Consider the following 18,897-nt stretch of genomic DNA (forward strand, 5'->3'; position numbering starts at 1 on the left):
CGTTGACCTGCCGCTTGAGGGCAGGCCGCTCTTCCCGCATCTCACGGCTTGCAACCGCGTTCGGGAGAATGATATGACAGCGAAGCAATTATCGATGGTTGTGTTTGTCGGCTTGGCATTGAGCAGCCTTGGCAGTCTACCGGCAGCGCGCGCGGCAACGCACGAAACGGCCACCGCGATACGCTCGGCGAAACACATCAGCGCACACACGGGCCAGCATCAGAAAAGCGCGATGACGCTCGATGATCGGCGCAGCAATCTGATCCGGGATTGGTGCAACGGCACGCTGCAGAATGACGCTGGCGATGCAAACTACCCGCCAACGCGAGAAAGTATCCAATCCACCCGCAGTCGGCGTGCGGGACGCCCCATCCCCGGTAACTACGGCGCGCCGGTACCGGGTTACGAGAACGGCTGTCCGTAAGCGTGTGCGACGCCGGGGCGTTACCGCGGTTCCAGGACGTAGCCCATGCCCCGCACCGTATGAATCAGGCATGGAATGCCAGGGAGATCGATCTTGGCGCGTAAGCGGCGAATTGCCGCATCGACGACATTGGCATCGCTATCGAACTCGGTGTCCCATACGTGTGCGAGAATCGTCGTGCGCGTAAGCACCTGGGAGGCGCGGCGCATCAGCAACCACAGCAACGAAAACTCTTTCGCTGTCAGCAATATCTGGTGCGCACGCCGCTGCGCCTTGCGTTGCGTCAAATCCAACTGCAGGTCCGCAACCTGCAACCGCGTGGGTGCTCGTATCGGACCACGACGCAGGATGGCATTCACCCGCGCTACGGCTTCGGCAAGCGCAAACGGCTTGTGAATGATATCGTCCGCGCCTTCGTGCAAGGCATCCAGTCGCTCGGAAAGGTTGTCGCGATCGCTCAGCATCAGCGTCGGCGTGGGCCGGCGCTGCTGTATCTCGCGCATCAGCGCGAGACCGCTAATATCCGGCAGCGCGGTGGCGATCACCAGAAGATCATGTTGCGTTTCGACGGCGTCATGCCGGCCTGTCCTGCCATCAACACATGTATCGACTGTATGACCTGCCTGCGTCAGTGCATCACGCAGGCCCCATGCCGTCGTTCGATCCGCATCGATGATAAGGATTTTCATGTGCCTGATCCTATCGACTTTGCATTAAACGCGCATTGGGACCGGTCGCAAGTGGACGATTGCGCCTGCATGTGATGGTGTTTGCCCGTGCCGCCTGCTTGCTCGCCGCAGCGCTATAATCGGCAGCCGTGCAAAATATCGTAACGCCGACCGGCGCATGCGGCAACCGCTTTGTCAGGTCCGCCGATTTACCTTTATGTTGTCAGTCTGGGAAACCATGTCGTGCCATGTCTGACCCCATACTCTCAGGCGCCGCTTCAGGCGCTGGATCGTTGCATGCCGAAGGCATCGTGTCCGAATTTGTCTCAATGTTAATCCGGCAGGTCTCATCGATCTTTGCCCCTGAAGCGTCCTTTGTCGTTCTTGGCATTCCCGTGACGGCGACCCTTCTGCAATGGATCGCGGCGGCTTGCCTCTGCATGGTCCTTGCAACCCTGTTCGCGCGGCGCAAGCATACACATGTCGAGCCGCCCTTATGGTGGGCGCTGATTCTGGGGGGCGTTGCCGCACGGGTAGTCTATGTTGCTCGGCACTGGGCGGCGTATATTCCTGACGGTAGCGGCGACGTGGGAGACGTCGCGCGTTCGTTCGCGGCGGCCGACGTATGGCACGCGATCGGGGCGATGCTCGATGTGCGTGACGGCGGCATGTCCGTGGTCACGGGATTGCTTTGCGGCTCGCTCGTTCTGGTTGCGGCCGGATGGCGTCGGGCGAGCTTGCGGGCACCATTGGCCGCGACGGTGTGTGCGGCGATCATTGCCTGGTGTGGTGCCGGCGCGGCGCTGCACGCCGGTGCCGCCAGCCGGCCAGCATTGCCGAATTGGACCTTCGCGGACGCGCAGGACGCAGCATTGATGGCCGTGCCGCTCCATGGCGCGCCACGACAACCAACGGTGGTCAATTTATGGGCCACGTGGTGCGGGCCATGTCGTCGCGAAATGCCGGCGCTGGCCCGTGTGCAGGCCGCGTATCCCGGCATCCACATCGTTTTCGCCAATCAGGGCGAGACGGTGGAACGGGTGCGCGCGTATCTGGCGTCCACCCATCTGGTCCTGGACAACGTCCTGATGGACCATGATGCCCGTCTCGGGGAGCATTATCGTAGTAGTGTCGTGCCCACCACACTGTTCTTTCACGCAAATGGCCGTTTTGCGGCGGTGCATTTTGGTGAGTTGTCCGAGCCCGCTTTGCGCGCGACCCTGGATCAGTTGCAATAGTCCCGCGAGGACGACCGGGCCCAGGCACCGGGCGTGCGGTCTTGACGGGGCAATGGGTCGGGCCTAGACTGCACGCGTGGCCGGCGCGAGGATACTCGGCGCCGGCGTTTTCTTTTTGGCGTGCCGGCAGCCGGTGCGCATTTCGCGGTCCGCCGCCCAGGAGCGCCAGCATGCAGTTGCGCAAGATTCCCGTTACCGTCGTTACCGGTTTCCTCGGCAGCGGCAAGACCACGTTGCTGCGTCATATCTTGCAGCATGCCCAAGGCAAGCGGATTGCGGTGATCGTCAATGAATTTGGCGAAATGGGCATTGATGGCGACATCCTGAAGGGCTGCGGTATCGGTTGCGACATCGATGCCGATGGTAACGTGGGGGCGGAGCGTGCCGGAGAACTCTATGAACTCGCCAATGGCTGCCTGTGCTGCACGGTCCAGGAGGCCTTTTTCCCGGTCATGGAGGCATTGGTGGAGCGCCGCGACCAGATCGACCATGTGCTGATTGAAACGAGCGGCCTGGCTTTGCCGAAGCCGCTGGTGCAGGCGTTCAATTGGCCATCGATCAAAAATAGTTTCACCGTTGACGCGGTCATTACGGTTGTCGACGGCCCCGCGGCCGCGAGCGGCCAGTTCGCGGCCAATCCGGCGGCAGTGGATGCGCAGCGTCGCGCGGACCCGAATCTGGATCATGAATCGCCGCTGCATGAACTGTTCGAAGACCAGCTCTCGGCAGCTGACCTCGTCATCCTGAACAAGATCGATATCCTCGATCCCGCCGATCGTGACAAGGTGGAAGCGCTGATTCGGGGCGAGATTCCGCCGCATGTCAAGATCGTCCCCGCGTCGATGGGTAAACTGGATCTGCACGCGCTCCTGGGGCTCGAAGCGGCATCGGAGGAAAGTATCCATCTGCGGCATGACCACCATGGCGCGGACGACCCGGATCACCACGATCACGATCATGACGCATTCGATTCCGTTGTCGTCGAGGCGTCAGTGGCCGGCCGCGCGGAACTGATGCAGGCACTCGATGCAATGGTGTCCGCGCATACGATCTACCGCGTTAAGGGTTTTGCCGCGCTGCCTGGGGCGGCGATGCGTCTGGTCGTGCAGGGCGTCGGACGCCGTTTCGACGGATATTTTGACCGGCGGTGGACGGCCGCCGAGCGCGAGTCATTGATGATGGCGGACGGCGCCATGCGGAGTCGCTTCGTGTTGATCGGTGAAGATCTGGACGGGCCTGCGTTGCAGCGGACTTTTGATGCGGCTCTGCGAACGTTCAGCGGTTCTGGGGAGGCAACGGCACCGGCTGCCGGCGCGCTCGCCTGAGCGCGCCGAGTCCGCGACGCCTTGTGCTGACGCATGCACTTACTCCGCACCACGCCAGGGGGATTCGTCGACGACAGCGCCGGCGTGATCCGTATCGAGCAGACACCGGCCGACATCGTCGTACTGAGTTCGGCCGATACGACGCTGGCTTTGCTAGCGCAGACCTATCAGCGTCTGCAGCCCGAGGGTTTGCCGACATTGCGTCTGGCCAATCTTGCCTTCCTGCGGCAACCGGCGGCCATCGACTTCTATGAAGCGGATGTGCTGCGCCACGCCAAGGTGATGGTTGTCGACCATTTGGGCGGCGATAGTTATTGGCCGTACGGTATCGAACGGGTCACCGCGATCGCGCGAGAGCAGGGCAGCACCTTGGTGATGTTCTCCGGTGACTTGACCGAGGATGCCAGCCTTACCGCGCGCAGCACGGAATCACCGCAGACATGCCGGCAACTCTGGCGCTATTTGCGCGAAGGGGGGGCGGTCAACGCGGCATCGTTCCTGCGCTACCTGGCGTATCTGATGGATCGCCTCGCCTTGCCGCCGCCGCCGGCGCCGTTACCCGCTGTGGCGCTCTATCATCCCGATGTCACCGTCGCGACCCTTGCCGATTGGCAGGCGCGTTGGCATCGATGCGACGGTAATGGCGGCTTTGCGCCGGTGGCGGCAATCGTTTTTTATAAAGCGCACTTGCAGGCGGGCAATACCGCTGTATTCGATGCGTTGGCCGACGCCTTGCTGGCGCGCGGGGTGAATCCCCTGCCGATCGCCATCACGTCACTGAAAGACACACTGAGCGTGGACGGCGTGCGCCAGGTTTGCAAGCAGGCAAACGTCGGCGTCGTGTTGAACACCACGGCGTTCGCGGCCGCGTCGATAGATCGCGACGACATCGATGACGCCGACGCCGGCACTGCTTTTACCGACATGTCGGCGACACCGGCTTCGGTCGAGGTCTTCGGTGATGTGCCCGTGCTGCAATTGATTCTCAGCGGCGCGAACCGCGACGACTGGCTGGGCGACGAGCAGGGACTGCGTGCCCGGGATGTGGCGATGCATGTTGCGTTGCCGGAGGTCGACGGCCGTATTATCACGCGCGCGATCAGTTTCAAGGGGCTCGATTACCATTGCCCGCTGACCCAGGTGGATGTGGTTCGGTACCAACCGGACCTGGAGCGCGTGGCGTTCGTCGCGGCGTTGGCGCAGCGCTGGTGCCGTCTGCGGACACTGCCCGCGGCGCAAAAGCGCGTTGCCTTGATACTGGCGAATTATCCGCAATCGGAAGGCCGGATCGGCAATGGCGTGGGGCTCGACACGCCTGCGTCGGTGACGAGGATACTGACGGCCCTGGCGGAACAGGGTTATTCATGCAGCGCGCCCCTGCCATCCGACGGCGCCATGCTGATGGCCGCGCTGCGCGAGGGTGTGACGAACGACCCATCTAGCCGTCCATTGCGCGCCGCCTGGCAAAGCCTGCCGATGCGCGAGTATCGACGGATGTTCGATGCCTTGCCTGAGGCATTGCGGACGGCGGTGCGCGCGCAATGGGGGGAGCCGGAAGACGACCCGACGGTCCGACAAGGTTGTTTCATGATCGCCGGCAAGCGATATGGCAACGTGTTCGTCGGTATTCAACCGCCGCGTATCGTTAGCGGGCGGCACGTGGGCGGCAGTAAGCGTATCGCGGATGCCAACGGCGACATCGACGTCTATGCCAGTTACCACGATGGCACGATCGCCCCGCCACATGGGTATCTCGCGTTTTACTGGTGGCTGCGTGAAAGCTATGTGATCGATGCAGTCGTCCATGTGGGAAAGCACGGTAACCTGGAGTGGCTGCCGGGCAAGAGTGTTGCCTTGTCCGCGCACTGTTGGCCGGATGTAATTTTGGGTCCGTTGCCCCACCTGTACCCGTTCATCGTCAATGATCCGGGCGAGGGCAGCCAGGCCAAGCGCCGCGCGCAGGCCGTCATCATCGATCACTTGATGCCGCCCCTGACGCGTGCGGAGAACTACGGGCCTTTGCAGGATCTCGAACGGCAGGTAGACGAATACTATGAGGCGCTCATGGTCGATCCGCGGCGCGCGGTACTGCTGCGTCGATCGATTTTGCGGACGATTGTCCAGAACGGTCTGCACGAAGAGTTGGGCGTGCCGCTGCCTTCGGACGATGGCGGCGCATTGAATGGTGCGGACCGCGAAAATGAGGACGCCTTGCTGACCCGCGCGGACGCTTACCTGTGTGAGTTGAAGGAAGCGCAAATCCGCGATGGTTTGCACACATTCGGTCTTTCTCCGACGGGCCGCCAGCGACGGGATACCCTGCTGGCCCTGGCGCGTTTTCCGACAGGGGACGGCCAGGGGGCGCGAGCGGGGTTGATCCAGGCGTTAGCCCGTGACCTCGGCTTGTGCGGCCGGCATGACGCAAACGGCGACGCCGCCGTAAGCCTTTCGGCACACGCTACCCCGCATGCCGGTGGCGATGCGACGCCTCAGTCGCGGGCAATGGGCATGCGCCCGATGCCCGATGGGGAAGGAGGGGTTGTCGCGCAGGATTACGATCCATTGCGTGCGGACCCCGCCGCGCCCTGGACGGGACCCCGGCCGGTCTGGCTGGCACAGCAGGGTGACGATGCATGGCGCCATCACGGCGATACGCGGGAGCGGCTTGAGCGGCTCGCCTTGGCTTTGCTCGAACATCGCGATGCGGCTCCCCCCTCGGCTGGCGACGATGGCGCAATGTCGCGCTATCCGCTACGCGAATGGCCGACGGTGCGTGCCGTGATGTCGCGTATCCACAAGCAGATCGCGCCGCGGCTCGATGCCTGTGGCACGCAGGAAATGCGGCAGTTGCTCCGCGGATTGGCGGGGCGTTTCGTGCCGCCCGGCCCGAGTGGCGCGCCATCGCGTGGGCGGCCTGACGTGTTGCCTACCGGGCGCAATTTCTACTCGGTTGACACGCGTGCGCTACCCACGCAGTCTGCCTGGGCGCTTGGATTGAAAGCCGCCAACCAACTGATCGAGCGCCACCTGCAAGATCATGGTGATTTTCCACGCGCCGTTGGTTTGTCGGTGTGGGGAACGGCGACGATGCGTACCGGGGGGGACGACATGGCGCAGGCATTTGCGTTACTCGGGGTCCGTCCGAAGTGGGCCGCCGGATCACACCGCGTCACCGATTTCGAAATACTGCCGATCAGCATTTTCAATCGACCCCGTATCGACGTCACGTTGCGCGTCTCCGGGTTTTTCCGCGATGCTTTCGCCAATCTGATCGATCTGTTCGATGCGGCGGTACAGGCCGTGGCGGAACTCGACGAGGATGCGGAGACAAACCCGATCCGGGCGCGTATCCGCCTCGAGCGAGATCAGCTCGTCGCGCAGGGCGCGTCGGATGATGAGGCCCGTCGGCGCGCAGGGTGGCGCGTTTTTGGTGCGCGGCCAGGGGCCTACGGCGCAGGCATTCAGCAGGCACTCGACAGCGGTGATTGGCAAACGGACAGCGATCTCAGCAACGCCTATCTGCGTTGGGGGGGGCATGCGTATGGCAAGGGTGATGCGGGCGTACCCGCCGAGGCCATGCTCGCCACGCGTCTGAAAGCGGTGGATGTGGTCGTGCAAAATCGGGACAACCGCGAACACGACGTGCTCGATTCCAGCGATTACCACCTTTTTCAGGGGGGCATGACGGCTACCGTGCGACATCTCTCGGGACACCAGCCGGCGGTTTATGTCGGCGATCATAGTCAGATCGATGTACCGCGCATCAAGACCCTGCAGGACGAAATCGCGTTTGTCATTCGTTCGCGGGTCGTCAATCCGAAATGGATCGATGGTGTGAAACGCCATGGCTACAAAGGAGCTGCGGAACTGGCGGATACCGTGGACTGCGTCTACGGCTATGACGCCACCGCGCGGGTCGTGTCGGATCGGCAGTATGCGATGATCACCGATGCCTATCTGCACGATCCCGGCACGCGCGCTTTTCTGTCGGAGCATAATCCGCAGGCCCTGCAGGCGATATGTGCGCGGATGCTGGAGGCGATCGGGCGAGGGCTTTGGCAGGAACCCGGTGATCACCAGGACCGCATCGAGCAATATCTGCTGGAAGCCGATGCGATGACCGAAGGCGGGGTTCCGTCGTCGGACATCGCGCCATTGCAATCGGCCGATGTGTTCGCGGCACCTCATGTAAGATAGAAAATGACTTCGCTTTCCGCACCCATCGTCTCCGATTGTCCCTCTTCCTCCGCGATGTCACCTTCGTTTCCATTCGTGGCATTGGTGGGGCAAGCGCTGTTGCAACAAGCGCTGCTGTTGGTCGCGGTTGACGCGGGTATCGGCGGCGTCTTGATCACCGGGCCCCGTGGTACCGCGAAATCCACAAGCGCCCGCGCGTTGGCGGCGTTGCTCGCACCGGCTCCGTTTGTCACATTGCCGCTGGGTGCCAGTGAAGCGCAACTGATCGGCTCATTGGATCTGGATGCCGTGCTGCGAGAGGGCGCCGCGCGATTTGCCCCAGGCTTGCTGGCCAAGGCCGATGGCGGCGTGTTGTATGTGGATGAGGTCAATCTACTGCCGGATGCGTTGGCCGATGCGCTGCTCGATGCGGCGGCGAGTGGCGTCAATGTTGTCGAACGGGATGGCGTGTCGCATCGGCACGCGGCGCGATTTGTACTGATCGGTACGATGAACGAGGAGGAGGGCGAACTGCGTCCGCAATTGAGCGACCGGTTCGGTTTATCCGTCCTGCTCGAGAATTATGCGGACGTATCGGTGCGAGAGTCCATCGTTCGATCCCGGCTCGCGTTCGACCTTGATCCTGCCGCGTTCGTGGCGGCACATGCCGCGGCAAGCACCGCGTTGGGCCAGCGGCTACATGCGGCGCGGCAGCGCATAGGCGGGTTGGCGTTCAGCGATGCGGTGCATCGACGCGTATCCGACTGGTGCCTCGCCGCAGCCGTGGACGGTGTCCGTGCCGATCTAGTGATGCTGAAAGCCGCGCGTGCCCAAGCGGCGCTCGATGGGGATGCCGCGATATCGGTTGGGCATGTCGATCGGGTTGCGCCGCTGGTCCTGCTGCATCGCCGTCAAGCCGAAGGGCGTCCAGCCACATCGCATGCGTCGGCGTCCGCGTTGCCGCCCGTTGATACGCCCGCGTCGGCTGCCCCGTCCCATTCCGGTACACCGTCGCGCGATGCCGACCGTGCTTCCGGTGTCGAGGACGGCGCGCGCGAGGCAGCCCCATCCGGTAGGCTATCCGGATCACCTGGCAACGCGTTGCATGCATCTCAAGATTCCGGGCCGTCATCGATGCAGCAGGCTCACCGGCGCGACGAGACACGCCCCGGAAGAGACACGGGCACGTCGCCAGATGGTGATCCAGACAGAGATTGGGGATATCTGGCGCCCGAGCCGGTACCCGTGGCACAGGTGAAACCCGTTCGTGCCTACGACCCAAAAAAAGTCTGACCCGTCGTGACAACGCCGGTCCCGATGGTGCAAAAGATCCCGGGATGTCGCGACAATGGGCTGAGGCGAATGCGTTATCACGGTCCCCCATCGATGGACGGATGCGGCGGCGACACATCGAAGGGCAGGATGTTGTGCGGCATCACGCTACCGTGGCGTGGCCGGACACGCTATTGGCGGCACGGGGTCAACCTTTGGCCGTGGGTCACTTGCGCGCTGTGCAACGCGGCACGGCACGCCCCACACGTACCGTATTTCTGCTGGACTGCTCGGCATCGATGGTCGCGTCGGGTGCGCTCGCACATGCGAAAGGACTTTTGATGTCGTGGTTGAGACGTGTGCGAAAACGCGATGCCCACGCTGTCGTAATCGGTTTTGATGGGAGGGGCGCGGCCGTGCATTTTGGGCCTGGTGTTCCGCGCGGATGGCATGCGCGATGGCTGGCGCCTCTCCCGGGGGGCGGTGGCACGCCATTGCAGCGCGGCGTTGACGCCGCGTGCACGTTCGGCCGTCGCGGCAAGAACGGGGGGCCACTGAACGGTCGCGTTGCGCTGGTCCTTCTGACGGACGGGCTCACCAATGCATTGCCGGCGCGACCTGAAGGATTCGATACCATCGATATCGTATTGCCGTCGGGTGGCGCGAACGGGCCAGCGCACGACGCGATGCGGCGACACGTAGGGGAGCGCCAGGCGGCGCGGCTTGCACGGATCTGGGGCGGCGTTTGCGTTGTGCGTTGAGGCAAATGGGATAGCAGTGCAACGAGGAGCGTAACGCAATGTCGGCAACACCCGAAAGCACGAGAGAAAACGACAAGGCCGCCGGCGGCACGACCCAGGTCGCGCTTGTCGTCGGCGGCGGAAGCGGGATGGGAGCGGCCGCCGCGCAACGGCTGGCAGCGGACGGCTTCAAGGTTGGTATCCTGTCTTCCTCAGGTAAAGGGGAGGCATTGGCTGAACGTTTGGGCGGTCTGGGCCTGACCGGGTCGAACCAGTCAAACGACGACCTGAAGCGATTCGTGGATCTGGCCGTGGTACGGTGGGGGCGGATCGATGTATTGGTGAACAGCGCGGGCCATGGCCCACGGGCACCCATTCTCGATATCACGGACGACGAGTGGCACAAGGGCATGGACACCTACCTGCTGAATGTCGTCCGTCCTACCCGACTGGTCGCGCCGGTCATGCAGCAACAAAAAGGCGGCGTGATCATTAATATCTCGACGGCATGGGCGTTTGAACCCAGTGAGATGTTTCCGACGTCCGCGGTGTTCAGGGCGGGCCTGGCGGCATTCACGAAGTTGTTCGCGGACAAGTACGCGGCCGACAACGTGCGCATGAACAACGTGCTGCCTGGTTGGATCGACAGTCTGCCCGAACGCGATGAACGTCGCGCCATGGTGCCGATGCGCCGATACGGCACAGCCGAGGAAATTGCCGCCACGGTAGCGTTCCTGGCCTCGCCTGGCGCTGGGTATATCACTGCGCAGAACATTCGTGTAGATGGCGGGTTGATGCGATCGGTGTGACACCTGTCACGCTATGTCTTGTAGCGGGGCGCAAGGGATATGCGGCGATCTTGGCGTGTGGGGCATTCGATGAACAATAACAATGGCGCCTGAGAGTCAACGCGCGTCGCGAAACGCACGTAGATGGGTGTTCATGGTCTGTAGCATGCGGTTCGATGCAACGGACAGCTTGCGTCCGACTCGCGTGATCAAATGCGCCTGCCCGTTCATCAGCAACGGATGATCGAGCGGGATGGCGCGCAATTCACCTGCGTCCATTTCACTGCTGACCGCAAAGGGTGGCAACACGGTCAGGCCGAGACCGGATTTGACGAACTGCTTCAGGATATCGATCGAGTTCGTCGTCACGCCGAGACGGAAGGTGATTTTTTCCGCATATTCCACCGCTTGCAGCATTTGCCGCGTGCCATACGACGGATGCGTGACGGCCAATGGATAGGTCGCCAGTGTCTGGATCGTCATCGGCTTTGCCGGGTCCGGCCAGCGAAATGCAGGACCGACGATGGCCATCATCGGTTGCGTGCATACCGCCCGCGACACAATTTTGGGATCGGTCGGCGGGTTGTAGACAAGACCAATTTCGCCCTCGTCCTCTGAAATCCTCCGCACGACTTCGTTCGTGCCCGCCATATCGAGATTCACGGCGATATTCGGGAATTGCTTGCAGAACACCGGCATGGGTCCGAAAAGCACGTCTGAAACAAAGCCTTCCCCCAGCACGACGTTGACATGACCCGTACGCAGGCCGCTGAGGGCTTGCAGTTGTGACAGCAGGTCGTCGCGATGCGCCAGTTGCTCGCGAAAGTATCCCACCACCAATTCGCCGGCCTCGGTCGGCTTGACGCCGCGGGCATGTCGCTCGATCAACGACGTACCCAGTTCCGCTTCCAACAGACTGATTTGGCGGCTAATGGCCGATGGCGCGACATTGAGCCAGTCCGCCGCAGCCCGGATCGTGCCACACCGGACCGCTTCGAATAAATAGATGATCCGGCTTTCGGTCAATTGTTCAGGCATGGCGTCGAGTGTGCGAATTATTCGAACAAATTCATTATTGGCGTCGATGGATTATACGGCCGGGAACCGCGAGGATGGCGCTATCAACCCGTCCTTGGGGCGTCGCGGGGAAAGCGGCTGCGTACCGCCGACATGCTTGCCGCTTCATTGACCGAGGGTGCACATCGCTTAAAAGGAGAAAGGACGTGGAGAAAATCGGGGTCATCGGCCTGGGGAACATGGGGCGCGGCATGGCGCTGTCACTGGTGAAGGGCGGTTATATCGTCCTGGGCTTCGATGTTGCCGGTGTCTCGCCCGGTCTGCGCGAGCAGGGCGTGCAGGAATGCGCGACGATCGCCGAGATCGCGGGCCAAGCCGATGTGCTTATCCTGTCGTTGCCGACATCGGACATCGTCGAAAAGGTGGTGCTGGGAGAGGACGGCGTGGCCGCGTCCGGCAAACGCGGCGCAATCGTCGTCGATACGACCACGGCCGATCCGAACAGCACGAAACGGGTGGCTGCCGTGTTGGCGGCGGCCGGTATCGGGTTTGTCGACGCTCCGGTCAGTGGCGGCCCGAAAGGCGCGGCAATGGCGACCATGATCATGGTACTCGGCGGGAGCCCTGAGCACGTAGCGGCGGTGGAGCCGGTCCTTGCGACGATCAGTGCGAAGCGAACCCATGTGGGGCCGGTGGGCGCGGGACACGTGACCAAACTGTTGAACAATCTGTTGACCGGCGCGCATCTGCTGGTTGCAAGCGAAGCGGTACGTGCCGCCGCGGCGCTCGATATCGACCCGACGAAGCTCATCGATGCGCTGAATGGTGGATCGGGCAGGAACAGTGCGACGCTGACGAATTATCCGACATGGATTTTTCCTGAAACGTTCGATTCCGGCTTTACGATGAAGCTGATGCGCAAGGACATGCGGCTGGCGATGGCGCTGCTCCAGAGTATCGACGCAACCGCGCCGATAGCGCGTGAGGCGGGGCGTCTTTGGGAGGCCAGCGAAGCGTCGATCGGCGATGGCGAGGATTTCAATCGCATCGTTCAATACATCGATCCGCAGTCGTAATCAACGTCGCGATGCATTTTCTAGACGGGCCGCTTCCGGCCTCATGTCTGATTTCGGAAGGGGGCGGGTGAGTGACGCGCAACCTTGCACGTCGATGCACTTTCCCCGCCTCGCGTTTTACTGGACCGATTTTCTTTATCTGAACAGCAGGAAACCATCATGGCAGACACCGCCGCAACGCAATTGCTTGCCGCCTTCACGCAGTTTTTCCCGAACGCCAGGACCATTGGTTCCTATGTCGATGGTGCGTTGATTGAAGGCGCGGGCGACGTAGTGCAACTTCATGACGCCGCTACCGGCGCACAGAGTCTCGGTTACCGCGACGGTGGGGCGGCCATCGTCGCGCAGGCAGCCGACGCCGCGGCGCGTGCGCAGACGCAGTGGTGGTCATTGACGCACGCCGCGCGCGGACGCGTGATGTTCGACATTGCCCGTGAGCTACGCCTACATGTCGAGGCGATGGCGCGTCTGGAATCACTGGGCTCGGGCAAGCCGATTCGCGATTGTCGGGGCGAGGTGGCCAAGGTCGCCGAAATGTTCGAATACTACGGCGGCTGGACAGACAAGTTCTATGGCGAAGTGATTCCCGTTCCCACATCGCATCTTAACTACACACGCCGAGAGCCGGCCGGTGTCGTGCTGCAGATCACGCCATGGAATGCGCCGGTCTTTACCTGCGGCTGGCAGGTCGCACCCGCTATTGCAATGGGCAATGCGGTCTTGTTGAAGCCGTCGGAGCTCACGCCGTTCACGTCACTGGTGCTTGCCATGCTCGCGGAAAAGGCGGGCGCGCCAAAAGGCTTGATCAACGTGCTTGCCGGTTTTGGTCACACCGTGGCGCAAGCGGCTATTGCGCACAAGACGGTCAAGAAGGTCGTTTTTGTCGGGTCTCCGACCACGGGTATCCAGATCGCAAAAGCCGCGGCTGAACGCGTTTTGCCGTGCGTGCTGGAATTGGGCGGCAAATCCGCGAACATCATTTTCGCCGATGCCGATTTGAAACGCGCCGCTTTGACCGCGCAGGCCGCGATCTTCGCGGGCGCCGGACAGAGTTGCGTCGCGGGCTCGCGGCTATTGGTGCAACGCAATGTCTACGATCAGTTTGTCGATCTGGTGGCGGGTGGGGCGCGGAAGATCAAAGTGGGGGCACCTTTGGACGATGCCACGGAAGTCGGCCCGATCAACAACCGGAAACAATACGACCACGTCATGAATATGATTGCGTCGGGGGTAGCCGACGGCGCAACGTTGGTCACCGGCTCCGCCGAACGGCGTGACGGCGGCTATTTTGTCTTGCCAACGGTCCTGGCGAATGTCACGAATGATATGGCGATTGCCCGCACGGAAGTGTTCGGGCCGGTCGTGGCAGCCATTCCATTCGATACCGAGGAAGAGGCGATCACGATGGCAAACGATACCGCATTCGGACTGGCTGGCGCGGTGTGGACCAATGATATCGGACGTGGTCATCGCGTCGCTGCACAAGTCAATGCTGGCACATTTTGGATCAACGGTTATAAGACGATCAACGTGGCCTCACCGTTTGGCGGCTATGGTTTGAGTGGTTACGGTCGGTCCAGTGGCGTGGAGGCGTTGTACGAGTACACCCAGACAAAGAGCGTCTGGGTTGAGACCGCCGCGGCACCGGCGACTGGTTTTGGTTATTTGTAAATCCAGATACCGCTTCCCCTACGACGCTCGGCCCTTCGGATTGTCCCGACGGCCGGGCGTTGCCGTTTATTATGACGCGAAGCCTCGCCGTGGCTAGCGTCGGATAGAATGGTGCGGTAAAGGGAGCGCGTTGCGCTGCCGCACCATCCATTTGCATCAGATAGAGCGAACGTAATGAAGCTTTTGGCTGAAATTCTTGCCCAGGCGGACGCTTTGCAGCGTATTCGCCATGACATTCACGCGCATCCGGAAGTGGGCTATGAGGTGCATCGCACCGCCGATCTGGTTGCCGCGCAATTGCAGTCGTATGGTATTGACGTCACCCGGGGCGTTGGTCGTACCGGGGTGGTGGGTACATTGAAACGCGGGACCGGGACCAAGTCGATCGGATTGCGTGCCGATATGGATGCGTTGCCGATGCAGGAAGTCAACACGTTTGCGCATCGATCAACGCAGGCCAATGCCATGCATGCCTGCGGCCACGATGGTCATACGACGATGTTGCTTGGTGCCGCGCAATATCTGGCTGCGCATGGTGATTTCGACGGGACCGTGCATTTCTTTTTCCAGCCAGCGGAAGAGGCCGGGGCGGGTGCCCAGGCGATGATCGATGACGGCCTGTTCGCCCGGTTTCCCGTGGAAGCCGTGTTTGGCGTGCATAACTGGCCCGGTATTCCCGCCGGGCATTTTGGCGTGCGTCCGGGACCGATCATGGCGTCCACCAGTTCTTTTCATATCGCATTGAAAGGAGCAGGATGCCATGCGGCCATGCCGCATATGGGACGCGACCCGGTCTTCGCGACGGCGCAATTGGTCAGCGCGTTGCAAGGTGTCGTGTCGCGAAACAAGAACCCGATTGAGTCGGCGGCACTGTCGGTGACGCAAATGCACACTGGGGAGGTCAATAACGTCGTTCCGACCGATGCCTGGGTAGGCGGCACCGTGCGTACCTTTTCCGATGCCATGCTGGATATGATCGAACGCCGCGTGCGCTTGATCGCGCAAAACGTGGCGGCAGCATTCGAATGCGAGGTCGATATCCGCTTCGACCGCGAGTATCCGCCTACGATCAACGATGCGGCGCAGACGGCTTTCGCCGTGGAGGCGATGCGGGCGGTGGTAGGGGCGGATGCGGTGAACGCGGACATCGCTCCGACGATGGCGGCCGAGGATTTTTCGTTCATGCTGCGGGCAAAGCCCGGCTGCTACGCTTTCCTCGGCAACGGCTCGGGCGACCATCGCGATGCGGGTCACGGCGGCGGTCCCTGCCTGCTGCATAACGCCAGTTATGACTTCAATGACGCACTATTGCCGGTAGGGGCGAGCTACTTCGTGACGTTGGTGGAGCGTTATCTGAAATGATCGTAAGGCGGTGGCGGTTTGAGACGATAAAAGCCATCGCACCCACCGCCGGCTCGGCTCATGCGGTGCCGCGCAGGTGGCGGCATGCAAGCGCATTACCCGTGATGGAAGAACTGCGCAATGGCTGTCGCACCAAGGAAAGTGCCGCCGTTCGCAACCAGTGACACCAGCACGATGCGCCACCCCAGGCGACGGAAAGCCGGTACGTCTTTTGCCACTGACAATCCTGCGAAGGTCAACATCGCCGGTACCGCGGCCAGGAAGTTGATCTTGCCGGTGAGTGCCGCCACCGTCGCGGAGTATGGACACCACGGGGACGTGAGATACATGGCGATGATCGACACCACGCAGACGGCCGGAATCTTATGGCGCGTGGCGACCGTGAGGTAATGCCCGACTGCCACGCTAAGCAAAATAATCAAGGCGCCAGGCAAGGCATCGACGATTGGCGTCTTGTACAGGATCTGGTTACCGATCAGTGTCAGCATGGATATCGCAAGCCACGACACCCATCGCGAGGATGCGCTGAGTGTTCCGCTCTCGTCGTTCGCTTGGGTCTCCGTGTCAACATGGGTTTCCTGCGCATCAGCGCGCGCCGCCGCGGCTGCGCCGGCACGTGTACGCCGGCCTAATACAGGTTCAAAGACACGATAGGCCCATACGGCGAGAGGCAGTGAAATAAACAGCGTGAAGTAGGTCCCGATCGTCGTGGTGATCAGGTTGCTGGCCGCCGCGAACGTCGCCACTTGCTTGGCGACCTCCGGTGTCTGCAATGCGGCAATCGCGCCGGCTGCTGCTGCCATCAAGCTCCCCGAGCCGACACCCGCGCCCATTGCCAGGGCGATTGGATTGAAAATATGCAGGCTGGCAATGAAACCGGCGAAGATCGCGATAAAGACGGCGCCGAAGATTGTGCCGGTAAGGTATTCCGCCAGGACACCTCGTCCTTCGGGGGAATCCATGCCGTAGCGTTCGCCGATAATCGCCAGGCTGGGCTCACGCCCGACTGAAAACGTTGCGCCAATGGCTTCCCGCTTGATGCCTAGCAGAAGCGCAAGCGGCATGCCGAGCAGGATGGTACCCACGAAGTGCCCGAATTCCTGAAACGCCAGCGACCAGCCTGCTTTGGCGATGGCTGGCAAGGACCCGCCCACCAGCAGGCCGAGCTTGGCGATGAAGATCAGCAGCCCCGCCTGGAGAATGGCCGATGCCTTGAATTGCATCGCGCGCTCGAGACGAAAGACAGGTGGCAAATGCCGTGCCGCGAGACCCAGGGCGGCACCCATCAGGATGGCCCAGACCATTGGCAGCAATACTACTTGGCCAGGTCCGACGTTAAAGGTGACGGCTCCGATCAGACATGCCACGACAACAATGGCGAGTGCGAACAAATACAGCTTCGCATAGCCTCCTAGATCGACACGATCGGGAAAACTGGAAAAGGCTTTTGTACTCATGGTCTCCACGTGCGGGCTGACATTGGCTATGGGTTGTTTTCTGCCAAGGCATGCAGAACAGGCGTGCTAAGGTCGGCAGGCGCGGATACCGTGTGACGCATCGGAAAACGAGGCACCACGCAATGCGCGACATCGCAGTGTCGGATGGTCAAAAAATGCCGGACCCCGCAACGAATTTAATTCGTGTTCGAGAAATTAGAACACTGTATATGAAACGGCGGTAAGCGTGACATCGCTTCGCCGTAGCCCCCGCCGCAAAACCATCGCCCGTGTGCGAAAGCGCGTGACGATTGGTTGAATGACGTGCCTGATATCGCGCCGCTCCGCGCCGGCGAGCGGGGGCGTAATGGCAACGGACGCTTGGTGTGAAGACCCGGTTACTCCGCCAGATGGTTTGTTTTCACGCACTGCATGGACGTATAGTCCAGATCGGAACCCGTGGGGGTGAAAGCCGCCGTCTGTTGCAGGATCGCGGCGTAGTGTCCGGGACCCATCTCGGAAAATTCCTGTGCCATTGACTCATCGGCGAGTGTCTTTCCGATCATGCGCTGCATGCCGATCTGAACGCCCGTAAAGTATCGCTGGTAGATCTTCGGGTATTTCTTCTCGAACAGGACGCGATGATGCGCATTGATGAAGAAGCGCTGATGATTCGACGCGATGTCCTCATGCACTTCCCGGCGTGCTCGCCCCGTGATAAAGCGCGCCGTCATGTTGGTATGGCCGGTTTTAATGCCCCCCACTTTCGCGCCTTGCATGAGCTTGTCGTATTCCCACAGTTGCGCATGCACATTCAACTTCGTTAGTGCACGGATTGTTTCACTGATCTTTGTACCGTGCTGGGTGAGAAACTGGTAGCACAAGTGAAAAGTAAGTTTGCCGCTGGCCGTTTGGAATTTTGCCGTGTCTGAATGCAATCCCGGCAAGGGGAGAATGGCATAGCGTGTATCCTCGCTGATAATCAATGACGTCTCCGTATTTCTGGTCAATGTCATCGGCGTAAAGCCTTTGCGATTCTCGTGAACGGACAAGGTCGCAACGTAGTTCTTAACATTCGCCCCGATATGTCTGGCTTCCGGTTCCCTGTCATGCCCCTCTCCTGCAACCGGATCGACAGCAAAGATATTGATGGGTATGTGTTTTAGCCTTGGATCGAGGTTCATGAAATAGGCAATGCGGATGCACGTTACACCACCGCGACTCCAACCCATGAGATTGATTGCTTCCGGAAGGGTATTGCGGGCCGACATGACCTTCAGGAGGCTCAGGATGGATGCCACATTCTCGTCGGCCCCAATGCCGCTGATCTGCAATGATTGGTTGCGGGGCATCAGCTTTCTGGCGAGCCAGGGCGTACCCGCCGATTTTAGATAGTCATCGACGCGTGCCTTCCCCGCGGCGACCTTGTGCTGCATGAGGTTCAAACGTGATTCGCCCGTGGCGTTGTCGACCGTGATCTGCGATGTCCACAACTGCCTGTCGGGACTACCGACCGCGCCGACCCCCTCGGTGACAACCCAGTCGACGAATTCGCTGCCCATACTGCGCGCGGCGTTGCCGAAGATGTTGACGATTTCGCCCGCTTGAGCGTCTTTGGACGAGGCACCCCCGGTGCCATGATTGTAAATGGTCAGGATGGTCATGCTCTGGTTCCGTCGTTTGGACTTTTGCAGGTCCGACGTG

13 protein-coding genes and 1 pseudogene are annotated in these 18,897 nt (G+C 61.4%); 10 read left to right on the forward strand and 4 right to left on the reverse strand.

All coding sequences use genetic code 11. The annotated features are described in order from the left end of the window. Positions 1 to 73 precede the first annotated feature (73 nt). Positions 74 to 424: a hypothetical protein gene (locus SJQ66_RS04145; protein ID WP_024904414.1), complete on the forward strand. Its 351-nt coding sequence runs from the start codon at positions 74 to 76 to the stop codon at positions 422 to 424. A 20-nt stretch (positions 425 to 444) separates the two neighbouring features. Here SJQ66_RS04145 and SJQ66_RS04150 read toward each other — a convergent pair whose 3' ends face one another. After that, the gene (locus SJQ66_RS04150) at positions 445 to 1,113 is read right to left on the reverse strand and encodes a winged helix-turn-helix domain-containing protein (RefSeq protein WP_024904413.1); all 669 of its coding nucleotides are present in this window, start codon (positions 1,111 to 1,113) and stop codon (positions 445 to 447) included. 227 nt (positions 1,114 to 1,340) lie between these two features. On the opposite strand from SJQ66_RS04150, the gene SJQ66_RS04155 reads away from it, so the two are divergent. The 6 genes and pseudogenes from SJQ66_RS04155 to SJQ66_RS04180 all read left to right on the forward strand — a co-directional run bounded on the left by SJQ66_RS04155 (position 1,341) and on the right by SJQ66_RS04180 (position 10,652). Further along, on the forward strand, positions 1,341 to 2,330 hold the full coding sequence (locus tag SJQ66_RS04155) for a TlpA disulfide reductase family protein (RefSeq protein ID WP_024904412.1): 990 nt from the start codon (positions 1,341 to 1,343) through the stop codon (positions 2,328 to 2,330). A 170-nt stretch (positions 2,331 to 2,500) separates the two neighbouring features. Beyond that, complete coding sequence (gene cobW / locus SJQ66_RS04160; protein WP_024904411.1) at positions 2,501 to 3,655, forward strand: cobalamin biosynthesis protein CobW; 1,155 nt, start codon at positions 2,501 to 2,503, stop codon at positions 3,653 to 3,655. A gap of 33 nt (positions 3,656 to 3,688) precedes the next feature. Continuing rightward, positions 3,689 to 7,786 (forward strand): annotated as a pseudogene (cobN, locus tag SJQ66_RS04165) (cobaltochelatase subunit CobN); the annotation flags it as partial. A gap of 69 nt (positions 7,787 to 7,855) precedes the next feature. Then, on the forward strand, positions 7,856 to 9,124 hold the full coding sequence (locus tag SJQ66_RS04170; RefSeq protein ID WP_051504578.1) for an AAA family ATPase: 1,269 nt from the start codon (positions 7,856 to 7,858) through the stop codon (positions 9,122 to 9,124). Positions 9,125 to 9,168: 44 nt separating this feature from the next. Next, positions 9,169 to 9,864 (forward strand): vWA domain-containing protein, encoded by a 696-nt coding sequence (locus tag SJQ66_RS04175; RefSeq protein ID WP_157685100.1) that lies wholly within the window; start codon positions 9,169 to 9,171, stop codon positions 9,862 to 9,864. 38 nt (positions 9,865 to 9,902) lie between these two features. Then, complete coding sequence (locus tag SJQ66_RS04180) at positions 9,903 to 10,652, forward strand: SDR family oxidoreductase (RefSeq protein ID WP_320533688.1); 750 nt, start codon at positions 9,903 to 9,905, stop codon at positions 10,650 to 10,652. 96 nt (positions 10,653 to 10,748) lie between these two features. Here SJQ66_RS04180 and SJQ66_RS04185 read toward each other — a convergent pair whose 3' ends face one another. Then, positions 10,749 to 11,669 carry a LysR family transcriptional regulator gene (locus tag SJQ66_RS04185; protein WP_024904406.1) on the reverse strand — a complete coding sequence of 307 codons (921 nt, stop codon included), beginning with the start codon at positions 11,667 to 11,669 and terminating at the stop codon, positions 10,749 to 10,751. Positions 11,670 to 11,854: 185 nt separating this feature from the next. On the opposite strand from SJQ66_RS04185, the gene SJQ66_RS04190 reads away from it, so the two are divergent. The 3 genes from SJQ66_RS04190 (at position 11,855) to SJQ66_RS04200 (ending at position 15,757) form a co-directional block, all read left to right on the forward strand. Continuing rightward, positions 11,855 to 12,724 (forward strand): NAD(P)-dependent oxidoreductase, encoded by an 870-nt coding sequence (locus SJQ66_RS04190; protein ID WP_024904405.1) that lies wholly within the window; start codon positions 11,855 to 11,857, stop codon positions 12,722 to 12,724. A 159-nt stretch (positions 12,725 to 12,883) separates the two neighbouring features. Further along, positions 12,884 to 14,395, forward strand: a complete 1,512-nt coding sequence (locus tag SJQ66_RS04195; RefSeq protein ID WP_046152541.1) for an aldehyde dehydrogenase family protein — start codon at positions 12,884 to 12,886, stop codon at positions 14,393 to 14,395. A 174-nt stretch (positions 14,396 to 14,569) separates the two neighbouring features. Further along, entirely contained in the window at positions 14,570 to 15,757 is a 1,188-nt protein-coding gene (locus SJQ66_RS04200; RefSeq protein WP_024904403.1) for a M20 aminoacylase family protein, read from the forward strand. Positions 15,758 to 15,852: 95 nt separating this feature from the next. On the opposite strand, the gene SJQ66_RS04205 is transcribed toward SJQ66_RS04200, so the two are convergent. Further along, on the reverse strand, positions 15,853 to 17,214 hold the full coding sequence (locus SJQ66_RS04205) for a DUF3100 domain-containing protein (RefSeq protein WP_024904402.1): 1,362 nt from the start codon (positions 17,212 to 17,214) through the stop codon (positions 15,853 to 15,855). 377 nt (positions 17,215 to 17,591) lie between these two features. Beyond that, the gene (locus SJQ66_RS04210) at positions 17,592 to 18,857 is read right to left on the reverse strand and encodes a hypothetical protein (RefSeq protein WP_024904401.1); all 1,266 of its coding nucleotides are present in this window, start codon (positions 18,855 to 18,857) and stop codon (positions 17,592 to 17,594) included. Positions 18,858 to 18,897 lie beyond the last annotated feature (40 nt).

Origin of the sequence: Robbsia andropogonis (genome assembly GCF_034047095.1) — a bacterium.
GTDB lineage: Bacteria > Pseudomonadota > Gammaproteobacteria > Burkholderiales > Burkholderiaceae > Robbsia > Robbsia andropogonis.

What these genes read in the sequence shown, in the direction of transcription:
- SJQ66_RS04195 (WP_046152541.1), top strand. Translation starts at nt 12,884, where the DNA reads ATGGCAGACACCGCCGCAACGCAATTGCTTGCCGCCTTCACGCAGTTT.
- SJQ66_RS04180 (WP_320533688.1), top strand. Translation starts at nt 9,903, where the DNA reads ATGTCGGCAACACCCGAAAGCACGAGAGAAAACGACAAGGCCGCCGGC.
- SJQ66_RS04210 (WP_024904401.1), bottom strand. Translation starts at nt 18,857, where the DNA reads ATGACCATCCTGACCATTTACAATCATGGCACCGGGGGTGCCTCGTCC.
- SJQ66_RS04155 (WP_024904412.1), top strand. Translation starts at nt 1,341, where the DNA reads ATGTCTGACCCCATACTCTCAGGCGCCGCTTCAGGCGCTGGATCGTTG.
- SJQ66_RS04185 (WP_024904406.1), bottom strand. Translation starts at nt 11,669, where the DNA reads ATGCCTGAACAATTGACCGAAAGCCGGATCATCTATTTATTCGAAGCG.
- SJQ66_RS04205 (WP_024904402.1), bottom strand. Translation starts at nt 17,214, where the DNA reads ATGAGTACAAAAGCCTTTTCCAGTTTTCCCGATCGTGTCGATCTAGGA.
- cobW (WP_024904411.1), top strand. Translation starts at nt 2,501, where the DNA reads ATGCAGTTGCGCAAGATTCCCGTTACCGTCGTTACCGGTTTCCTCGGC.
- SJQ66_RS04200 (WP_024904403.1), top strand. Translation starts at nt 14,570, where the DNA reads ATGAAGCTTTTGGCTGAAATTCTTGCCCAGGCGGACGCTTTGCAGCGT.
- SJQ66_RS04175 (WP_157685100.1), top strand. Translation starts at nt 9,169, where the DNA reads ATGTCGCGACAATGGGCTGAGGCGAATGCGTTATCACGGTCCCCCATC.
- SJQ66_RS04150 (WP_024904413.1), bottom strand. Translation starts at nt 1,113, where the DNA reads ATGAAAATCCTTATCATCGATGCGGATCGAACGACGGCATGGGGCCTG.
- SJQ66_RS04145 (WP_024904414.1), top strand. Translation starts at nt 74, where the DNA reads ATGACAGCGAAGCAATTATCGATGGTTGTGTTTGTCGGCTTGGCATTG.
- SJQ66_RS04170 (WP_051504578.1), top strand. Translation starts at nt 7,856, where the DNA reads ATGACTTCGCTTTCCGCACCCATCGTCTCCGATTGTCCCTCTTCCTCC.